At 65.6% G+C, this 21029-nt stretch carries 10 protein-coding genes; 3 read left to right on the forward strand and 7 right to left on the reverse strand.

Annotated features, from left to right (window positions below; genetic code table 11):
* Positions 1-18: 18 nt before the first annotated feature.
* From pglZ to ABZS43_RS02040, 7 genes are all read right to left on the reverse strand, one after another.
* On the reverse strand, positions 19-2850 hold the full coding sequence (gene pglZ, locus ABZS43_RS02010; RefSeq protein WP_355033912.1) for a BREX-2 system phosphatase PglZ: 2832 nt from the start codon (positions 2848-2850) through the stop codon (positions 19-21).
* Positions 2847-6755, reverse strand: coding sequence for a DUF6079 family protein (locus ABZS43_RS02015; protein ID WP_355033913.1), 3909 nt, complete (start codon positions 6753-6755; stop codon positions 2847-2849). The genes pglZ and ABZS43_RS02015 overlap by 4 nt, the downstream gene beginning before the upstream one ends.
* Positions 6755-10393 (reverse strand): BREX-2 system adenine-specific DNA-methyltransferase PglX, encoded by a 3639-nt coding sequence (gene pglX, locus ABZS43_RS02020; RefSeq protein WP_355033914.1) that lies wholly within the window; start codon positions 10391-10393, stop codon positions 6755-6757. The genes ABZS43_RS02015 and pglX overlap by 1 nt, the downstream gene beginning before the upstream one ends.
* A complete protein-coding gene (gene pglW, locus ABZS43_RS02025) occupies positions 10390-14874 on the reverse strand; it encodes a BREX system serine/threonine kinase PglW (RefSeq protein WP_355033915.1) in 4485 nt (1494 codons plus the stop codon). Before pglW ends, pglX begins: the two co-directional genes overlap by 4 nt.
* A 330-nt stretch (positions 14875-15204) precedes the next feature.
* Positions 15205-15522: a hypothetical protein gene (locus ABZS43_RS02030; RefSeq protein WP_355033916.1), complete on the reverse strand. Its 318-nt coding sequence runs from the start codon at positions 15520-15522 to the stop codon at positions 15205-15207.
* Positions 15523-15560: 38 nt separating this feature from the next.
* Complete coding sequence (locus ABZS43_RS02035) at positions 15561-15929, reverse strand: DUF732 domain-containing protein (protein WP_355033917.1); 369 nt, start codon at positions 15927-15929, stop codon at positions 15561-15563.
* Positions 15930-16018: 89 nt separating this feature from the next.
* A complete protein-coding gene (locus ABZS43_RS02040; protein ID WP_355033918.1) occupies positions 16019-16177 on the reverse strand; it encodes a hypothetical protein in 159 nt (52 codons plus the stop codon).
* Between the two features lie 550 nt (positions 16178-16727).
* Here ABZS43_RS02040 and ABZS43_RS02045 point away from each other — a divergent pair.
* From ABZS43_RS02045 to ABZS43_RS02055, 3 genes are all read left to right on the forward strand, one after another.
* Positions 16728-18719, forward strand: coding sequence for an N-6 DNA methylase (locus ABZS43_RS02045; protein ID WP_355033919.1), 1992 nt, complete (start codon positions 16728-16730; stop codon positions 18717-18719).
* Positions 18720-18831: 112 nt separating this feature from the next.
* Entirely contained in the window at positions 18832-19500 is a 669-nt protein-coding gene (locus ABZS43_RS02050; protein WP_355033920.1) for a hypothetical protein, read from the forward strand.
* 39 nt (positions 19501-19539) lie between these two features.
* Positions 19540-20961: a serine/threonine-protein kinase gene (locus ABZS43_RS02055; RefSeq protein WP_355033921.1), complete on the forward strand. Its 1422-nt coding sequence runs from the start codon at positions 19540-19542 to the stop codon at positions 20959-20961.
* Positions 20962-21029: the final 68 nt, after the last annotated feature.

A 21029-nucleotide genomic window follows, 5' to 3' on the forward strand; every position in this document is an offset into this window, starting at 1 on the left:
CGGGCCCAGTCTCGCATGTCAGCCTCGCAGCCCGAACTGATCGCGGAGCCGGCCGGTATGCAGCCGGAGGGTGCGGCCATCGCCGAGGGTTTCCAATACCTGGATGCCGTCCACATTGAGCAGTTGGCCGAGGATGGCGGCGAAGCCGCTCGCACGGGTCGGCGGGTCACCCACGCGCTGCGCGAGAGCGGTGGTGGACTGCGGACCGTCGAGCAGGGCGCGGATCGCCTTTTCCAGTTTGGTGATCGTCGGTTTGCGAGCCAGCTGTTCGAGTTGCGCTTCGAACACCTCCGAGGCGAGCAACTGGGCGACCAGTGTGTCCACTGGGCTGAGGGCACTCGACACCGGCTCGAGCGACGGTTCGGACGGCAGTGGGATGTCCAGCGAGATCTGGTTGGTGAGGGCCTGCTGGACTTTGCGCTCGACGCGCTTGGCCACCTGGGGAGCGATCGGGCGTGAAGGCACCTCCGGGACGACATCGGAGGGGTCCTTCCACCACACCGGGCGTTGGTCGCCCAGTTCACGCCAGCCCTTCGGCGGGTCGGTGAAGAACGGCAGAAAAGCCAGTACCGGGATGGTGATCTCAGCCAGGCTCGCCCCGCCGTGGTATCCGGCTTTCTGCGTTGTGTAGCGGGAGTCGTTGTCCCAGAGGGCGACGATCGACGCGCCCGGTTCGGGCCACACCACCCGCGGACCGCGCAGCGCGATCTCGGCATCGGCGAGCCGGTCGTGTTCGGCGGCGGGCAGGCGATGCCGCGCCGAACCGACCTCGGCGGCCTCGACCGATACGCCGTGCCGGTCGATCACGTGGCCGTGATCGCTGGTGATCAGCACGACCATGCCGTGTCCGGCGGCGGCGCTCACGAGCGCGCGCAGGTCACCGATTTCCCTGGCTTCCCAGCCGGAGTCGTCGAGTTTCGCTTCTTTCGCGAGCCGATCATCGATGGTGTTGAGTACCACGGCCACATGGCAGTCGCGATCGGCGAGGGCGGCCTGCAGATCTTGGCCGAACCTGTCACCGGGCTCGCTACGCAGGTGGTTCTTGTGGAAGACGCGAGCGGTTTTCGCGCCCCAGAACTTGTGCTCGGGGAAGACACGTTGCTCGGTCTTCTGGTCGCCCTTCATCAGCTTGCCCGCGAACAGGGAGGTGCGCGACACCGCGGTCAGGCTCGGCAGGGCCGCGGCCATGGTGCGGCGATAGGGCTTTCCCTCTCCGGGCAGGGGATCGTATTCGGCGAAGGTGCTCCGCAGTTCGCCTGCCAGCTCGGTGGCGATGGCGGCGCTCATCCCGTCCACGACGATCAGCAGCACCCGATCCGTGGCCGCCAGCGGGCGCACCACGCGGTGCAGGAAGGTCTCGACGGTGAGCATCGAACCCGGATCGGAACCCGAATCCGTCCATATCGCAAGCGTTTTCGCGAACTCGCGGTCGAATTCGCGACGCACTTCGCGGGCCCGGGTGATGAGCGCGTGGTACGCGACCCGCAATGCGGCATCCTCGTCGCCGCCCGCGTCGAGATAGTCGAGAGCGCGGTCGGCCCACGCGGTATCGCGAATCTGGCGGTTCAGCGCCCCGGCGACGGTGTCGGTGGTCGGATCGGGATCGGTATGCAGCCATCGGGTGAGGCGTTGCGCCATCCGGACCCGGCTGATCCGGACCCGATGGTCGGGCGCGAGGTCGTGCTCGCGCAGCCGCGTGACCGCCGCGTCGACCTCGTCGAGCTGTCCGCGGCCGAGTGCGTTGCCTGCGGCGGTGAATCGTGCTTCCAGGCCGGTTGTCAGGATCGGGCTGCTCGACGCGGCCTCACCGGCGCCGAATTGCCGGACCAGCAGATCCGCGTGGGTGAGCACCGTGTCGGCGATTTTTCGGGCCTGGCGCGCCGACTCGTCGGCCTCGTCGTGGAGTTCGGCGGCGGTGCGTGCCTTGACCAGCAGGTCTCGGACGTATTCCTCGCAGGTGCGGCCGAATGCGGCGAGCAGCCGGTCCAGTGCCTCGCCCACGGCGGGCGGCTGGTCGCCGAGCCAGCGTTCCACGCGCCCCCGCGCCTGATAGACCGCGTTGCTCGGGATCGCGTGCTGCCACAGGGCCGCGCACAGTAGACCGTAGGCGATGGCCTCGGGACCGTGTCCGGTGTGCGCGAGCGCGGTCAGCATCCGGCCGGTCGCACCGGATTGTTCTTTCTCGCTCAGGAATTGGGCGAGCCCCTCCCGCTCGGGAGCCCGCAGATCGAGGAGCAGTCCGGATCCGCCGGGGCGTTGGGACCAATCGAGCAGGGTCTGCGGATCGATGCGGTCACCGACCGCGCCGAGACCCAATCGGCGGGCGGCCAGGGCGGCGAGCGCGGGTGTGCGGGACAATGTTCCGCCCGCCAGCTCGATCGGCCAGCCGTGCGCGCCCGCGGCGTCGAGCAGGGCCTCGCAGGCCCAGCCGTCCCGTTTGAGCCGAGGATCGATGGCGTTGGCGCCGAAGGTTTCTCGTACGATATCCCACCGGTCGACGGTGTAGACGCGACCGCGGTGGGTGCGCGCGAGGATCGCCGGATCGAGGTCGTGTTCCTCGACATCGGTGAGGACCACCAGCAGGCGAGGATCGGGGTCGATCTCCCGTGCGTGCGCGAGCACCATTTCGTGCACGGACAGCGGGGACGCCGCGACCACGACCCGGGCGTGACGGCCGTCGGCGAGGGCCAGGACGGGGTCGCCTTCCCACACCGGCTCACCCCGAAGCAGCAGCGTTTCGGGAGCGCCCTGGGTGCGGAGCACGTCCGCGAGCCGCGTGCGTGACGAGAGATATTGGGCGACTGTCACTCTCGACAGTCGCAGGGCAGTCGCCTCGGTGGTCCTGGTCATTCGACGACCCGCCACAGGATCTCGATGGTGGCTGTCGGCTCCTGCCTCGCCAGCTCCGCCATTTCCGCCGCGAAGGTTTCCGACGCCGTGCCCGCCTCGGTGGTGTATTTGCCGGAACGCCGGGTGGTACTCACCCCGCCGGTCGGCGTGTCGATGGTGTCAGGCAGGCGCGGGTCGCTGCTGGGTGTGTTGAGGTCGACGTCCTCGGATCGGGGCGCGACGACGCGATTCGTCGTGACCGGTGTGTCGGTGGTCGCGGTCTGCTGTCGGTTGCGCTCGGCCTCGCGTAGCTTGCGGGTCGACAAGGCGGTGATCTTGGTGTCCGTGCTGCGCAGTGCCTCGGCCAGGTCGGCGGAGCGCTGGTCGGCGCGGGCGACCGTGCGCAGCGAGTCCACCAGCGCCGCGCCTTCGGGTCCGAGGTAGCGGGCCTGCGCGAGGTTGTCCCACGCGGCGTGGGTGAGCGCGCTGATCACCGTGTCGGCCGATTTGATGGAGGTCGCGTAGCGGTCGGGATTGATATCGGCCAGATCGAAGTGGGCGAGCGCTTCGACCGTCTTCTTCGCGCCCGCCGATCCGCCGCCTGCCGATCCGAGGGTGGTCAGCAGGTCGATCGAGCGGCGGGCGATGGCGAGGCGTTCGCTCGGTTCGGTGTCGTCCAGGCCGAGGAATTCGGCGTGCTTCTCCAGCTGTTCCACCAGACGGCCTGCGGGATCCTGGTATCTGGTTGCGGCGCCGACGATCTGGCGAGCGAACTGCTGCACCAGCCCGCCCCGGCGCAGGGTGGGCGCCTTGTCGCCGAAGATGACCTCGAACCGGTTGCGGGCGGTGTCCCACTCCGATTCGCTGGGCAGCGGTTGGGTGCGCAGCGCGTCACCGGATTGGATCTTGGTGAGTTCCGGGGTGTCGATGGGGATGCCGCCGCGCACCCACACCCGGTCGTCCATTTCCGCGAAGGCCGCGATCACCAGGTTCGTGATATGCGATTCCAGCCCGCGCGGTTGCGGCAGATCGGTCCAGTCCCCGAGGGAGATCACCGACAGGTCGCCGGTGATGCCCTCGTTCTGCGCGGTTTTGCGGAAGTGGTCGGCCCAGCGCCGGGACAGCTCGAAATACGCTTCCTTCTGACTACCCAACCCGAGTGGTTCGGCGATCCGGCGCATGAGCGCGCGGTCCTTCGACGGCACCTCGACGCGGCCGTCGCGCGCTTCGGCCGCGGTCCGCACATGCGTGAACACGGTTTTCGCGTCGACCGGTTTCACGGCGGTGCCACTGGCATCCGGGTCCAGATTCGGATGGTCGGGGAACTGGTGGGCGAGCATCTTGCCCGCGATGGTGCGCAGGGCGTCGTGCAGCGACTGGCCGATCGAGACGGTCAGGTCGTCGATATCCGGCAGCGGATAGATGTGCTGGTCGAGATCGTCGGTGACATCGTTGGGTTTGCGCTCCGACAAGCCGTATGCCTGCTTGAAGGTGGCGAGCACCTGCTTGCGCAGCGTTTCGCGCTGAGACTCCAGCAACTGCTTCGCGCTGGCCCGGTTGTCGGGATTGAGGTGCTGGGCGTATTGGGTGTCGAACCGGTACGGATCGGCCAGCGCCTTGCTGACGACGAGCAGGCGGCGGAAATCCTCCCAGCGCGGTTTGGTCAGATGCGTCGGTAACCAGGCCACCGCTCGGGGATGGTTGCCGCCCTGCTGTTCCCGCAGTCGCCGAATACGGTCGGCGTCCTCGACCGGGGTGTGGGTGCCCTCGTCGTAGGGCAGGTCGATCACGATGCGCCAGCGGCCTTCGAACGCCGGTTGCAGATCGTGGTTGGGCAGATTGTCCTCGTCGCTGATATTGCCGAAGATCACTTCCACGACGCGGTTGGACCCGCGCCACACGAACCGCAGTTCGTCGGCGTCGTAGCGGCCGTTGGCGCGCTCGAGACCCAGTTCCTCGCAGAGCAGGTCGCGGGCGAGCGCGGCGCGGTTCGCCGGGTTGTCGTTGACCTGCGCGTTGGCGAGTACGGTCTCCACGTCCACGCCGGAAAGTTCCAGGCGCACACCGGGATTGACATCGGTTCCGGTGGGCTTGATCTCGGGGAACCGCGAGGCCCACTCGCCGATCATGTCCTTGATCACGCCCTCTTCCCGGCCCGGGATCATGGTCGTGATCGAACCGTGGTTGAGCGCGCCGAGCCGCCGAATGGTCAAGTCCCGCAATGCCGGAACGCTGGGCGCGAGCGCAGCCAGCAGGACCGTGCACGCCAGCCGGTTCTGGCCGACGAACTTCTTGCAGTTGCCCGCGAGTTTGGCATCGGAGATGGTGTCGCGCCGATTCAGGTAGGTGTCGACATCGTCCTCGGTGACCTCGCACGAGCTGAGCAGGTAGGGCCGCAGCCGCGTCTTGTAGAGCTTGTCGGCGGCGTCGAACAGCACCTTCTTGTCGGCGACGAACGGCCGGTCCCCGCCGCGAGTCAGCTGCTCGTACAGGTCGCCGAGCGGTACCACGTCGCCGAGGCGCAACTCGTTGCGATGGTCGGCCAGCAACTGGCCCATCAGTTTCAGGCCGGTGCGTGACCGCTGCAGGGCCGCCGAGATGTGCACGAGGGTGTCGAGGAACGCGGGTGAGAACGGGTAGCTCAACCGGAACGACGCCTCGTCCGCGCCGGTGGTGCTCTCATCCGAGCCGAGCAGCGTGTCCCAGACTTTCGGGCCGAGTTTCTTGGTCTTCTCGAATGCCTCGTTGATCTGGGCCGCCGCCGCCGCGTCGCGTGGCTTCAGCAGCCGGGCGTGCGCGATCTGCGGCAGGTTGCGGTCCTCGAGGCTGATCAGATCGAACCGGCCGGAGGCGTGGTTGAGCGCGTCCTGAATGGCGGATTCCGCCGCGCCCGCGAGTTCCTCGCCGACCAGTTCGCGCAGATCGCGCTGGCGGGCGATGAACGACACGATCGGGATGGCCCGGCGGGCGTCGCCGCCCTCCCGGAAGTTGGTGATCTTGCTGGCCTCCCGCGCCACCCGCTTCTCGTCGTGGATGAGGCTGGCCAGCCACAGGATCAGCTCGTCCAAGAACAGGATGATGCCGTCGTAACCGAGCGATTTAGCGTGTGCGGCAATGACACTGAGCCCGGCGTCGAGGGAGATGAACCCGCTCTCGTCCTCGGCGGCGCGCTGGGTGAACCCCGGCAGCAGGGTGGTGGCCGCATCGTGCACGAGTTTGGCGCGCAGCTCCCGCGGCGTGGTCGGAGTGACCAGATTGAGGCCGCTGGCATCCTGGGCCTCGTCCGCGGTGAGGGCGGTGTCGATCCGCTGCGTGGTCCAGAACGCCGCCGAATCACCCCATTCGTCGTCCTCGCCCGTGGCGTAATCGCGATTGAGGGCGGTGAGGAACTGATCCTCGCCCATGGTGGCGCGCAGCTGCCGCAGATCGGTGAACAGCGCGTCGGTGCGATACACCGCCGGGATCGGCGCTTCCGGATGCCGTTTCCGCACGAAGTCGACGTAGCCGCCGAGCACCCGCTGCTCCATCGCCTTGGCGTCGATCATGTGATACGGCACCATCAGGAACTTCTTGCCGTCGGACAGCAGCCACTCGTGTTTGGTGAGTAGCGGATCGAATTCGCTACGTGAACGGGCCACCGGATTGCCGGACAGCAGTGCGTAGAGCACCGCCATGAAATGCGATTTACCGGCACCGAAGGAACCGTGCAGGAAGGCGGGTTTCGAGGTGTTCCCGTCGAGCGCGGATTTGATCAGTGCGAGGGCCTCGTCGAAGTTGGCGAGCAGGCGGTCGGTGAGGACGTAATCCTCGACCGCCTTGGTGGAGCCCTCCTCGGTCGCCGCGTCGGCCAGGCTGAGCACATAGTCCGAACCGGCGATGTGCTCCTTGATATCGATGAGGTCGCGCAGCAGTGGGGGCTGAGCCATCAGTTGTCTCCTCCCGCGTCGGCTGGGACGGCCTTCTTCTTCGTCGTGCGCCGACCGCCGCCACGGGTAGCGGGTTGCGGACGCCAGTTCCGCAGGTCGTCATCGGTCAAGCGGTGCTCGCCCTGCATGGTGCGACGATCGCCCGACAAGAACGCGGCAGGTGAAATGCCGTACTCGGGGTCTTCCTCGTTGTGCCACTGGTCCAGCCATGGCTGCAGTTCGAGAAGTCCGGCCAGGAAGGGAGTGATCTCCTCGGTCGACAGGTTGTGCTCGGCCAGGTGGACGGCGATCGCCATGGCCTGTTCGCGGTGATCCCATCCGGCCCAGCCATACAGCCCTGGGGTGGCGACATTCATCGAACCGTAGGAGATGAAGCGTTCCTTCGGCACATCCAGCTTGCCGCGTGCCTGCCAGTAGGAAGTGCGTAGGAAATCGGCGGAGGTGTACTTGGGGGGCACCGGGATCGAGTCGCGGAACTTGTTCTTGTCGTGCCCGTCCTGCATAGCATCCTCCTCCCTCTGCATGTCCCAGACGTGCTCCCAGTCCTTGCGCTTTTTCAGGCCGGAAGGCTTGTAGCGCAACGCTGCTAAGAAAGGCACGTGCTCTTGCGCGATCAGTTCGGATACAATCTTTGCCAGTTCGGTGCGAGGGGAATAGAGGGCCGCTACCGAGACGAAATCCTGTTCGGCTGCTAGGCGGTCGGTGAGTCTGGAGAGAGTGAGTAACTGCGGCTGACCGTTGTCGTTGAACCAGAGGTCGCGCGACTCCATGCGGTCAAGGAGCCACGACCGAAGGGTTCTCTCTTGAATAGCATTCCAGCCCTCCGTCGCCCAGCGTCGTTTGTATTCTGGGCGTTCGATCATGCCGATGGCACGGTTGGATTCGATGGCCTCGATACGGCGTTGGACGACCTGCTTGTAGGCATCCGGCCAGTGATCGGGAATCTCCGTTATGGGAGTTGTATTGTGCCGGGTGAACCAGTCGTCGGGTGCTTCCCCTCGACTGATGCGGCGAGCGAGTGTGATCTCGAATGCGCGCTCTCCGAAGGAGAGTTCAGGTAGGTCGTCTGTGCGCGTACACAGCTCTTCGGAGAGCAGGCCGTAGATAGAATAGACCTGCCAGTCGAGCTCCTCCTGTAGCGTGATCATACGAGCGCGGATAGCGTGCCATTCTTGCTCGATATCGTGGAGCTGGGTGGCGGTCGGAGCTTTGATAGCTGAAGAATCGATTCGGATCTGTGTCATATTCTGCGCCAGCTCATCGAGTGCCATTGCATTTTGTAGCGGAAACCGGTTGGGAATAGGGAAGTGTTCCAGTTTAGTTCCGGTGAACTCATAAAAGTCATCGAAAGGAACACGGGACTGACGCGCTCCCTTCGAGTCGACAGTGCTGCCTTTGTTGTGGCTCACCATCTTGAGCCAGAAGCAGGCGGTGGAACTGTTGAGCAGCCCGAGCAGCCGCAGATGCTCCTCCTCGCTCGCCCCCTCCGGCAGCTTGATCACCGGCGCGGACTGCTTGAATACCTTCCCGCCCCGGTCCAGTACGAAATGGTTGTGCGTCGCCACGAACGCGAATGTGATCGTCCATGGGTGAGCGCCTGGGCTGGCCGTTGTCTGGTGCCACTCGTACCACGAACGGTTGTCCGAGAAGTACGTTCCTTTCGAGAAAGTAGCACGATTTCCCATCGTGGTTCGGCCAGGCCAGAGCCATTTGAATTCCGCGGAGTCGTCTGGCAGCGGCAGAAGTTCTAGTTTCGTGTTGTAGGGGAAGAAGCTGTATGTTTCTCCGTCCCGTGTCCAGTCTCGGAGTTCGTCGCCCAGGACAAGGTCCTTGCCAAACGCATTGCTGCACCCGCGTCGAAGCCAGGAACGAAGGGTTGTGAGCATGATGTCGTCCGCATTAGTCATTCCGAAGACACCGAGACGGCTGGCGAGACCCGCCAGAGTACTCGTAGCCCCTTCCGAGAGTTTCTCGGTGAGCTCGAGGCCACCGTCGAGCAGAACCCACGGCTGCCGTCTGAAGTAGCGGTCACGATCGAGATTATCCACCGAAACCCATTGGCTAACACTTGGCACAGTATCGATCTGCTCGATAATAGCTCGCCATACCAGGCCATTCTCCGGGGTCTCCGGTGCACGGGGCTCACCCTGCACGCTTCGCACCGTGCGGATGGTGGTGGCACGGCCTCTACCAGATCGCCGAGTGCCGATCAAGATGACGGTAGGAGTTCCGTGCCCGGGAATGTATGCGCCAGAGGTATCGATAACCTCGGTGAGTTCGACTGTGTGAGCGAAAAACTCCTCGATCAGTTTGGTCCCGAACTCTCGCTTCATGAACGAGTTAGCAGTGATCTGCCCAACCCGGCCGAAGCCATGGCCGTCGGGATTACCGAGCTTGGCGAGTTCGAAGAACCGCTGCGCGAACGGCACTGACAGTGCGTACTTGCCTGAGCACGCCTTGTACAGCCCCCGATAGATTTCGTTGAGATTCTTGTCTTTTACCGTGATATACGGAGGGTTTCCCACTACCACGTGATATCGACCCGCATCCAGAATGCCCGGATACTCGTGCACATCCTCGGTGGTATAGGAGAATTCAGCCAGCGGATCATTCTTCTCACCATCGAAGGTGAGTTCCAACTGCCGCGCCTTGATAAGGGAATCACCGACAGCGAGCTTGATCGGCCATTCGTACCGTGCAGCTTCTGCGAGACTACGGACATTGGCGGCGGCCATGGCGGCTACCAGCAGCCGGAAACGGGCGATGGCGATCGCGAACGGGTTGAGGTCTACGCCGTGAACCGAGGTAAGGGCAGCTCGAACCCGTTCGTGCCGGTCCTTGGTCGGCTGCTCGTCAGCCCACCGCTGGGTCAAGCGCCGGAACGCTCCGAGCACGAAGTGCCCTGAGCCGCAGGTGGGGTCGATGAGTTCGATCTTCTCGTACCCGAATTCGCGAATAGCGGGCTCGAGGGTGCGGTCGAGAATGAACTCCTCGACGAACTCGGGCGTTTGCAGCAGTGCGTAGTTCTTGCGAATGTCCTCGGACAAATCCTGGTAGAGATCACCGAGGAAGCGGGTGTCCCACCCGTTGACACCCTCCTGGTCCAACGGATCGGTGAAGTCATGGACGAGCACACCGTGTTCGGTACGCGCACGCCAGAATTCGATGAGTTCGCGAGCCCCATCGTGCGACAACGGAATCTGATACAGCGCATTGTGCGCCGGATCGAACAGCAGCTTCCCCGCCTGCCCCGCACCGAGTTCGGCGAAGGCCCGTTCCAGCCAGCCACGGTAGGTGGGGTCCAGATCGGATTCCACGTAGGCGTCGTAGCGCGCCTGCGCCAATTCTCGACGTTCATCGGTCGGCCCGGTCAGGTACGGTTCGGCGATCAGCCGGTTGTCCTCGCAGAACCGAACGAAGACGGTGCCGAGCACCCAGGCCACCGCCACCTGGGTGATGCGCTCGTCCAGCCAGGCGGTTTCGGTGGCGGCGGTGCGATTGAGTTTGCGAGCCTGCGCCCATTCGTCGTGCAAACGCGCCTTCACTTCGGGAAGGACCCGCAGTTGTCCGTTCAGGTCCGTCTCGACCGCACCGACCTGTTTCTTCAGGTCGGCGAGCAATGCTTTGCGGTCGATCATGCGATGACTCCTGTATCGGTTGACGACGCGGCGCGGTGGATATTGCGAATCCACGACTCCGGCAAGGTGATCCATTCGTTGAGTGCGGACTGGTACGGCACCGTCACCGCACCCAGGTGCGGTGGGCGCAACGGGTCGCCCTGCGGGCACAGCAGCCACAGGCCGCCTCGGCCACGGCGAGCCTGTTCGGCCAACCGGCCGAGCACGCCCATGGCGTCGTAGCGGGCGAACACCAGGGTGTCGGTGAGCAGTAGCGGGCCGTCGCCGCCGATATTGTCGGCGATTTCCGGCTCGATACGTCCCCACGCGGTGCGCACGTATTCGGAGAACTTCAGCGCGGCACGCGAACCCGGTTCGGCGGTGTCGGCCAGGAGGATGGTTTCCCAGGTCGGTTTGCCGCCGGGCGGGACCAGATCGTGCAGCACGGCCAGGAACAGCGCCGTCGCCGACATCGGCCGCACGGAAAAACGTGTGCGCAGTTCGGCGATGGCGTCGGGGGTTGCCGAGGTGGGAGAGGTCGGGGAGGTCAGCACCCGGAAGCCGTCGCGTAGCGCTGCGCCGGTCAGCAGTTCCTCGGCACGGGCGGCCTTGGCCAGATCCGGGTCGTCGGAGTACCGGCCCGCTGCGTGCGAGCTGACGACCGTCGACCAGCGCGGTGCGTGCGCGGTGAAGCTGGACTCCTGATCGGAGTGTTCCGGAATGTAGCGCCGATGACGGGTCTCCGGATGCGTCGCCACCACCAGCGCGAAACCGGCTTCCCGCAACGCTTTCGTCAACTCCGGGGTGGGCTGGTCGCGGTCGCTGCCCGCGATGGTCAGCTCCGGGAAGCGAGCCAGGATTCGCTCGAACACCTGCTCCGCGCGCAGACCCGGCTGTTTCGCGAGCGGCACATCGGCGGTCGGCGCGAGCAGCCCGGCCTGGGTCAGGCGGATCGCCCGCACCAGCGGCAGATCCCGGGGATAGATCTCGAGCCGCGGCGTCACCGCGGCGTTGCGGGACGCGCCGACCGCAACCTGTACCAACCGCCGCTCATCCCATGGCAGGTTGCCGGGCGGTGGCTCGATGGACCCGAGCCGGTCCAGCACGGTCGTCGCGGTCGGCAGTGTCTCCTGCCCGGCCAGCGCGTCGGCGGTCTTGCCGAGGTGCAGTGCGTAATTCGCCAGCGCGGGCGCGGCCGGGGTGTCCGGGTCGGCGTCCTCGCCTGCCTCGAGGGCCAGTACGACCACCGGATTGGCTCCGGTGTCACGTTTCTGGGCGATGTAGATTCCGGCCTCGTCGGGCGCGAGCTGTTCCACCTCGGCCACGACCCGTACCGCCGCCAAACCCAACGCGCGGCGTTGGGCGCGCTCGTGCAGCCTGCTGCCGCGCCGGGCGATCAACGCGTCGGCCAGTTCGGTCGCCGTCGCCAACCGGCCGAAACCGTCGAGGAGTTCCAGCACCTGGGTGCGCAGTACCTGCACCGCGGAGTCCTTCTTCCACTGCTGCCGTTGGGCTTTGAGCAGTTGCGCGACGCGCGGCGCGGTCAGGCCGAGTGTTTCCGCCACCGCCGCCTGGGTAGGCCAGGCGTCCAAGGCGGGCGCATCGTCTGCTCCGGGGATCTGCAGCAGGCGCGCCACCGCATCCACCTTGGTGGCGTTCGTCCGCTTGCTGTTGAGTTCCGGAACGAATCGAGCAGCCAGCGCGTCCAAGCTGAGCGTCCGCAGTAGACCCGCGCCGAGATCCGCTTCGGCGGCGCTGATCTCCTCCCGCGCTTCCTTGCGCGCCTCGGGGGTGAGCGGGGCGGGCTCGTCCTTGCCGAGGCGTCGCAGCCACTCCTTGAACCGGTTCTGGATCTCACGGCGCACGCGCACGCCGAGACCGGGGGCGTTGATCAGCCGGGTGCGGCCGTAGTCCAGCATCTCGCCGACGGTGTTGACGCCGAGCCCGTACAGGAATTGCTCGGCGGCCGCGGTCACACCGGCCTGCGACAGGTGGGTGTCGCGGGTCGCCTGCTCGGCGATCACACGCCGTTGCTCCTCCGGCGAGACGTCATCCACGTCGGCGGACGATTCCGGATGCGCGCTCATCGGCCGCGACGGCACCGACAGCGTCATATCCAGGAAGATCTTGCGCCACGCGTCGCGCATCGGTTTCAGATCCGGGAACCGTTGTGCCACATCACGATGCAGCGCCCGCCGGAAGAACGCCACCAGGCCGTCGCGCACCGACGGGTCGAAGGCGTCTGCGGCGACCTGCGGGTACGGGAACTCCTCGGCGGGCAACTGGCGCGGAAGCACGGTGCCGTCGCCCCACCGCGGCAGCTCGCCCGACGCCATCTCGTGCAGCGTCACGGCCAGTGCGTAGCGCTCGGCGTGCGCGTCGTATACCGAGCGGGTCAAGGTGCCGATGAACGGGTCGAGATAGCCGTCGGTACCGGCGTCGGTGTGCTGCACCGAATGGCCCGCCAGCGAGAAGTCGATGAGCACCAGCTCGCGAGTTCGGTTGGGGCGCTTGCGGATCGCGATATTGTCCGGTTTCAGGTCGCGGTGCCAGACGCCCTCGCCCTCGAGGAAGTCGACGGCGCTGAACAGGTAGTCGCTGTAGGTCTCCAGGCGTCCGATCTGCAGGCGACCGTTATCGCGCAGCTCGCGGGCGACGGTCTCCTCGGTGCGGTGACCGCCGTCTTTTTCCAGGCCCTGTTCGTCACCGACGTACTCCAGCACCAGGGTGTTGCGGCCACCCAACTTGATCTCGCCCGGATCGACCAGGTTGATCACACCGGAATGCCGCCGAAGTCCGCGCAGCACACCGGCTTCGCGGGTCAACACCTCACCGCGGTCGTCAGACAGCGCCACCTTCAACACCACGTATGTCCGCGCGCCGCGCTGCTTGTCCTCGGCCTGCAGATCGCGCACCAGCAGCGCTCGGCTCGTCGACCCGGTGCCGAGGCGGCGACGCACCAGCCACCGGCCTGCCAGCACATCGCCGGGCACTGCGTCCAGCGGGGACTGCTCCGGCTCGGCGAGAACACCTTCGTCCGGCTTGGTGAGGGCGTCCTCGACGTCCTCGAGCAGTTCGAGGAACTCTTCCATGGACGTCAGTCGTCGCGACGGCTGGTAGTCGGTGGCCGCGGCCACCAGCAGATCCATATCGGGAGGCAGATTGTCGACCAGCGCGCCCGGCCGCAGCTCTTTGCCGGACTCGAAGCGAGCCAACAGCTCCGCCTGCGTGGTAGCCGGGGCCTTGCCCGTCACCAGCAGATAGGTGAGCATGCCCAGCCCGTACACGTCCATGGCGATCGGGTCGGGCGAGGTCGCGGACAGTTCCGGTGCGAGATAGGCATCGGATCCGGTGGACAGATGCTGTGCGGACAACGCCGTCGGCGCGTGCCTGGTCATGGTCATCGAGGTGCCCGCGGACCGCTGTGTCGCCACCTGCCAATCCGAGATCTGCAGCAAGGGTTTGCGCCAGCGCTCCGCCTCGCCCGCACCGTGCCGGGGGATCACGTGAATCGAACGGGCCGCCAGCGCGCGATGGTAGAGCCGCATCGAATGCGCCGATTTCAAGGTTTCCGCCAGCTGCCGCACCAGTTCGATACGGTCCCCGATACCCAGCAGGTTTCCGTGCTGGGCGAGATAGTCGTCCAGGTGCAGGGTGTTCGGGTGGTAGCGGAAGATCAGCGCGGGCCCCGCCGAATGACCGGCCGGGTCGAACAGCTCCAATTGCACGGCGCCCGGATGCCGGAACCGGCGCAGCACCGCGGCCTCGCGTCGTGCCGCCGCGTCCACAGACCGGCGGATCTCCTCGTCGGCCCCGCGTTCGCGCAGATAGATCCGCACCCGCACCGGCTCGCGCAGCGCGGTGTGCGAGGCGAGGTAGTCCTGCCAGGTCGGTCCGGCGTCGAGGGGTTTGCGCTCCAGCTGATAGGGCCCGACGGTGAAATCGGCGTCGCTGCGCCGGATGCCGATCTGGTCGAGCGCCTTCTTGATGGTCTTGGCCCGCTGCGCGTCGATGGTGTGCTTGAAATCTCGGACGGGTGCGTTCAGCCGGTCGAGCAACTCCTTGACCGTGTGCGTATTCGCGCGGTCGCCCACCGGTAGCTCGAAGCGAAATCCTGGGTTGGTGAAGCAGACGGCCGCCTTCACGAACGCGCGGGCTCCGTTGTCGGCGAGCAGGCCCGCCAGTTCCTTGCTCTTCTGGTTGGTCAGGTGCAGCGGATTCTTGTGGAACCGGCGCCCGCCCCGCGTCAGATGCTGGACCCAGTCACCACCCTCGGCGGTGAGTCGCCCGCTCCAATCCTTGAGCTCGATCAGATGCACCCCGTTGGGGGCGACGACCAGCAGATCGACCTCACGCACATGACCGGTTGTGGCGGTGAAGGTGAAGTTCGACCACGCGAACCACGGATCGAAACTCGGCAGTTGCGTCCGGATCGCTTCCAACCCCCGGCGCTCGTGCTCGAAGCTCGACTCGGTGACCGTCGTCCACCGACCCTCGTCCATACGCGCGCAATCCTGTTCTCGTCGTTCGCCTGTACCGTCGATCCACCCCTGCTCGCGGCAGACCGCCCGATGCCCCGTTGTTGCCGTGACGCCCGCAGATCAGGCGCTGCTCAGCCGATCAGGCACCATCCGCTGGAAAAACAGTAGCGTGCGGAAACAATAGTGCGGCGGATGGGCGACTTTGCCGGAACAGGGGAAGCCGAGCGGATAGGTGAGCGTGCACCTCTGATGGATCGGTGGGATGCCCGATTCCGTTTCCGCGCTGCTCTGTCCCGGACTGCGGCGGGCGTGGGACGCCCTGTCGTGTTGCGTCCCGTTCGCCCGTGGAGGCTACTCGAGGGTCCACTTGCAGCCGGTGACATTGATGACGTCACCGGCACCGAGTCGCACATACGAAGCACCCGTATAAGACTGGATGTCGATCAATTCGGATGACTTGGCTCCCTTGTACGGAAGCCATTCGATGAAACAGGCGCCGTAGTCTTCGGCGCGCGGGCCGGCGGTGGAGTACGTGCCGGGCTGGACATCCTGGCCGACGACCTGCATTCCCTCGCGGAGTCGCGCGGCTGGGTCGGCATGGGCGATGCCGGTGGCGGTGAGGGCGGTCACCGCAGTGCAGGCCAGGACGGTGATGAGCTTGTGGGGCATAATTTCTCGCTCCTTCGTTGGTGGTTCGTTGACGGAGATCAGAGTCGGTGCCGCGGGCAGTAGGCATTGATCGCGGCGTCGAGAAAGAGGTACGGATAGTCGACAGAGCCCCGGGTCTTCTCGGCGAGGACGATCTGGTTGTGTATCGAGTTGCCGTAGACGTCGAGCCATCGGCATTCGGCCTGGGCGAGTTCGATCGCGGAGTCCTGGACGCCGCAGCTCTCGTCGGTTTGGTAGGACTCGCGCAGGAACCGTCGGTCGCTATTGGTGCGTGGGCCGCACCCGCTACTGGACGAACCTCCGGCTGAGCCGGAATCAGGTGCGGCGAGCGCGACCGGCGCCGCAGCGGTGAGGACCGCGGTGGCACCGAGAGCGAGCAGGGTCGAGACAGTACGAGTTGTGCGCATGGATCTTCCTGGCGGTGCGGTGATGGATAGGTGGCGAGACCGAGTCGGGAGCCGCTGTGCTCAGTGGCAGGACTTCGGGGTGAACTGGTTCAGCGATTGCCCGCGACGAGGTAGTGGATCAACCAGATCGGCGCCCACATTCCGCAGGTGAAGATCGTGAGCACCAAGTGCAGCCCGTGCGGGAACGCGGGCCTGATGACGACAGGACCGAGACCGGGGTTCATGTTGTGCTGCACGAGGTTGACCATCGGCGGCTGCGCCCGGTGTGGCACGTACCCGTATGAAGGGGCCTGGAAGCCTTGGTGGACATACGGCCGTACAGGGGGGTGCGGAACCGCTGAGCTGGGCATCGCCTGGATCGGCTGATTGTGCGGCGCATGGGCCGGACCGGCAGGAGGCGGGTAGTGCTGCGCGCCGGGGTGCACATGGTCGGAGCTGGGCTCACGCCCTATAGGAGCACTCGGTCCAGGTGCCGCTGGTGGCTCCGCGGATGACCATATGTCGATCGGTCTTTCGGGCTCTGTCGTCATGGCGGGGTCCTGTGTTCGTGGGTGATTGCTCGCTGGTGGTGGGGCCGTTGTCGCACGCGGATTCGGTGCGGAGACGGACTGTGTGCGGCGAGGGTCATGTCGTCGGCGACTCGGTCGAAACATGTCCCTTTTTAACCATTGGTTCAAGCTGACCTGCAAGGGCGTGATGCAAAACGTTAGATAGACATGAAAGCATTGTCAATCTGTTCCTGGTGATTGATTTTTGCTCACACATAAACGAGGGTGAGGAGCACACGAGAGGAGGGGTATGTCGAATCCCGCAGCAACGGTGAGTGCCGCGGAGGTCTCGCGGCTTGCCGGGGTCACCCGTGCCACGGTGAGCAACTGGCGGCGGCGACACGCCGACTTCCCGAAGACGATCGGCGGCAGTGAGGCCCGCCCGCTTTTCGACCTGCACCAGATACAGCAGTGGCTGGCCGAGCACGGGGTCGAAGTGGAGGAGTCGCCTACCGCCGAGTTGCGGACGCTGGTGCGCTCGAATGCGACATCGGATGCGGTCATGCAATTCATGACTTCGCTGCGACGATCCGGGAGTGGCTGGACGCCAGAGGACGAACACAGCTCGTTCGCGAAGGACGCGACCCGCGTGCTGGAGAGGGCAGCTGCGGCCGATGGCACTCAAGCCGCCCTCGACGTCTTGGCCGAACGAGTTCTGGAAGACACCCCGGCGACCGGTGTGTACGTGACCCCACCTCAGGTCGCGAAGATGATGGTGGCGCTGCTGGACTCACCGTCGACACCGGAGGTGCGCAGCGTCCTCGACCCGGCCTGCGGGAGCGGTTCGCTACTGCTGGCGGCGGCGGAAGCTGGGGCTACCGAGCTGTACGGCCAGGACACGCTCTCTGTTCAGGCTCAACGCACCAGGCTGCTGTTGGAGGCGGAAACCGAGCTCGAGCCCGCTGTGCGTTGCGGAGACAGTCTCACCGCTGACTCGTTCCCCGGCCTGCAGGTCGATGCTGTGCTCTGCAATCCTCCCTACGGGCAACGTGATTGGGGTTCCGGCGAGCTGGCATTCGACACCCGCTGGGATTACGGCCTCCCACCGCGCAGCGAATCGGAGCTCGCCTGGGTGCAGCACGCGCTTGCGCATCTGCGGCCGGGCGGCTCCGCTGTCCTGCTGTTACCGCCCGCCGTCGCGACGCGGGCCTCTGGTCGCAAGATACGCGCCAATCTGGTGCGTACCGGTGCGTTGCGTGCCGTGATCGGCCTGGTGCCCGGTGCTGCGCAGCCGTGGCATGTCGGACTGCAGATCTGGCTGCTACGACAGCCGCAGCCAGGTGTCGCGGTGCCCGATGCGCTGTTGTTCGTCGACACGACGGGGCTGTCGTCGAACCCGGTGGGTGAGGATCGGATCGATTGGGATGCCGTCACGGCAGGCGCCGTTCATGCCTGGCGAGCTTTCGACACCGCGACTCCCGACCAGGCGATCGAATCCGGGGTGGCGGCCACGGTTCGCTTGGTGGATCTGCTCGACGATGAGGTCGATCTCACGCCCGCCCGTTATGTGCGGGCGTCCTTGGATTCGGCCGCCGTGTCGGACCAGGTCGATGATGCGATCCGTCGATTGGCGGGTGCGGCAGAGGAATTGGCGTCCGCCGCAGGGACGGTGACCGGATGGTCGGAGTCCACCGGGACGTCGCGGCGCTTCGTCACTGTCGGCGATCTGTCGAACCACGGCCAGCTGGAATGGATTCGAGCGCATCCACCGAGTACTGAATCGGCAGGAACGGAGGACGGACGCCGGGTGCTCACGGCGCCCGATGTGGCGACCGGCAGCCCGGCCACGGGGACCATGGCCTTCGCGGCGCCCGCGGCCGTGGTCGAAGTCGAAGTCGGCGACGTGCTGATTCCGGCGGTGCGCAGCGATCGAACGGGCGGCCGCAGCGCCCGCGTCGCGGGCCAGGAGGATGCCGGCGCGATACTCGGCCCACATGTGCACGCGTTGCGCGTGGACCGCGACCGTCTGGATCCCTGGTTCGTCGCAGGCTTCCTGACGGGAGCCGAGAATACCTCCGCGACGAGAACGTCCACCGTTCGATTCGATCCGAGCCGACTGCGGATACCGGTGTTGTCGCTGGCCGAGCAGCGACGCTACGGCGATATGTTCCGCCGCCTGTTCCTGCTGCGTACCACCGCTCGCCGGGCCATGGACGCGGCCGACCACGTCGTGGACCTGGTGACCACCGGATTCACCGCCGGTGCGTTGGCACCGGCCGAAGACGTGCGAGACCGAGCATGATCACCGCCGACGACGGGTGGATTCGCCCATCTGTGCTGGTTGGTGTGGCACTGCTACCGTTGATGCGGATCGAAGGAGCGCTGCGCACAGCGACCTCGTGGGGAGGCAACCGATGGTGAAGCAGGACACTGCTGACCATCACGTGTCTGTGCTGGGCGACTACACCGCATTGTGCGCAGCCCTGTTCGAGCAAACCGCGTGGACGCCGCCCGTTCTGATGCCGAATCCGGTACCGCACGACACGGTCTCCCTGGAGGATCTGGTGGCAGCCGAAGCGGTGAGTATTCACGAGGCTCCGCCTACCGTCGGAACCGGTCACGGCAATACGCCGATGTTGTCCGCGAAAGATGTGCGCCTCGGTCGCGCACCATCGCGGTGGGGCAGTGCCGACCTCCCAGGCTCGGTGACTGTGCGCACCGGTGACGTGGCAGTAGTGATCAGCACCGAAGCCGCCGTCCGGGTGTGCGCGGACGACGGCGTCCTACTGGGGCCAGGCATCCAACTGGTGCGTGGGAACGACAGGACCGTCGATCCGCATTTCCTTGCTGGCGTGCTGCGTGCTGCAGTCGATGCCGCCGAAGGAGGCCCCATCGACCTCTATCAGGTGTCGATACCTCGTATCCCGCTGGCGGAGCAGCGTCGATACGGCGCTGCCTTCCGGCAGTTGAGTGAACTCGAATCATCCTGGCAGCGTCAGCGTTCGAACGTCGAGCGTCTCGTACGTGTGGGCTTCGGTGATCTGGCGATGGGGGTACTGCGTCCTGCGGCCTGTGATGAGTAGTTCGGCGTGTCGGTTTTTCAGCACACGGAGGTAGCGGCGGTGGAACCGCAGATTGTCGGGGGCCGATACGAACTGATCCGTGAGATCGGCGCGGGCGGCATGGGGCAGGTCTACGAAGGCTTCGATCACCATTTGAAGCGCAGGATCGCCGTGAAGTTCACGCTCCCCAGCCTCGAAAAAGATCCGGGCTGGATCAAACGCTTCCTGCGGGAAGCGGAGCTGATGGCGCGGGTCAGTCATCCAGGTATGCCCGCGATCCACGATGCCGGGATCGCCACGGGACCACCCGAACGTCCCTATCTCGTCATGGAATTCGTCGACGGCATCACCTTCGACGCACTCCTCGACCGCCACGGTCCGCTGTCGATCGGTGCGGTTGCCACGCTGGGCGCCCAGGCCGCGGCGGTGCTGGCGGCGACCCATCGCCACCGCATCTACCACCGTGATCTGAAGCCGTCGAACCTCATGCTGTGTGCCGACGGGACGGTGAAGGTTCTCGACTTCGGTCTCGCGGTAGCGCTCGATACCGAGATGTCCCGGTACACCACAACCGGACAAACTCTCGGAACCCCCGCGTTCATGGCGCCGGAACAAGTCGAGGGCAAGGCGGTGGTACCGCAGACCGACCTCTATGCGCTCGGACTGGTCATGCACGAACTGCTCACCGGTGACCGGGTGATGACCGGCAGTTCGCCGTATGTGATCTGGCAGAACCAAGTCCACCTGCCGCCGCCCGACATCCGGAGGTCCCTACCCGAGATTTCCGTCGAGATGGCCTCGCTCATCATGAGCATGCTCGCCAAATCTCCCGATCAACGTCCCGATGATGCGGCCACCGTGCATGCGGTCCTGATGAGGTACGCGGGCGGCCTCGGCCCGCTGCCGGAAGTCGACGATCTCCAGGGCCCGGCACGTATGTACGCGGTCGCGGTCGCCTCAACTCATGGCGATGCTGTCGTCGTGGTACCGCCGCGACTGCTGCTCGAACCCGTCGAGATCGTGAACGATGCTTCTCACGCAAAGGATTTCACCCGGGGTGACCTTCAGCGCGCGATGCAGCGTGTTCGTGATCTCGCCGACGAATCGCGCTATGACCCCGCCATCCACCAACTGAAGACGGTTGTCGAAATCGCTACCCCCCTGTTCGGTTCGCGTGATGCCGATGTGATCGAAGCGCGCGTGAAACTTGCCGATCTCCGGTTCGAGAGCGGGGACTATTCCGGTGCCGCCGACCTCTATCGCACCCTCGTCGACGACCTCACGGCAGAGCGTGGGCCATACGACGATCAGGTTATGTACTGTCAGCGCCGAATGGCCGCGTGTGATGTGCATATCGGCGACGTCGGAGCCGCACTGGATAGGCTCCAGCATCTGCACAGCCAGATGGCGGTTCGCTACGGTGAGCAGGATCGTCGTGTCATCGACTTGGCTGGACAGATCAAGCACATAGAGGCAACCTGACGGGTACGGGTAATCACCAGAGGATCGGGGGAATTCGTTATCGACGGTGACACCTGAATCAGCCAGTT

It is taken from the genome of Nocardia sp. NPDC005366, from assembly GCF_040606855.1.
Classification (GTDB): domain Bacteria; phylum Actinomycetota; class Actinomycetes; order Mycobacteriales; family Mycobacteriaceae; genus Nocardia.

Coding starts and splice junctions, on each gene's coding strand:
- pglZ (WP_355033912.1), bottom strand. CDS start 2,850: ATGACCAGGACCACCGAGGCGACTGCCCTGCGACTGTCGAGAGTGACA.
- ABZS43_RS02015 (WP_355033913.1), bottom strand. CDS start 6,755: ATGGCTCAGCCCCCACTGCTGCGCGACCTCATCGATATCAAGGAGCAC.
- pglX (WP_355033914.1), bottom strand. CDS start 10,393: ATGATCGACCGCAAAGCATTGCTCGCCGACCTGAAGAAACAGGTCGGT.
- pglW (WP_355033915.1), bottom strand. CDS start 14,874: ATGGACGAGGGTCGGTGGACGACGGTCACCGAGTCGAGCTTCGAGCAC.
- ABZS43_RS02030 (WP_355033916.1), bottom strand. CDS start 15,522: ATGCCCCACAAGCTCATCACCGTCCTGGCCTGCACTGCGGTGACCGCC.
- ABZS43_RS02035 (WP_355033917.1), bottom strand. CDS start 15,929: ATGCGCACAACTCGTACTGTCTCGACCCTGCTCGCTCTCGGTGCCACC.
- ABZS43_RS02040 (WP_355033918.1), bottom strand. CDS start 16,177: ATGGTCAACCTCGTGCAGCACAACATGAACCCCGGTCTCGGTCCTGTC.
- ABZS43_RS02045 (WP_355033919.1), top strand. CDS start 16,728: ATGTCGAATCCCGCAGCAACGGTGAGTGCCGCGGAGGTCTCGCGGCTT.
- ABZS43_RS02050 (WP_355033920.1), top strand. CDS start 18,832: ATGGTGAAGCAGGACACTGCTGACCATCACGTGTCTGTGCTGGGCGAC.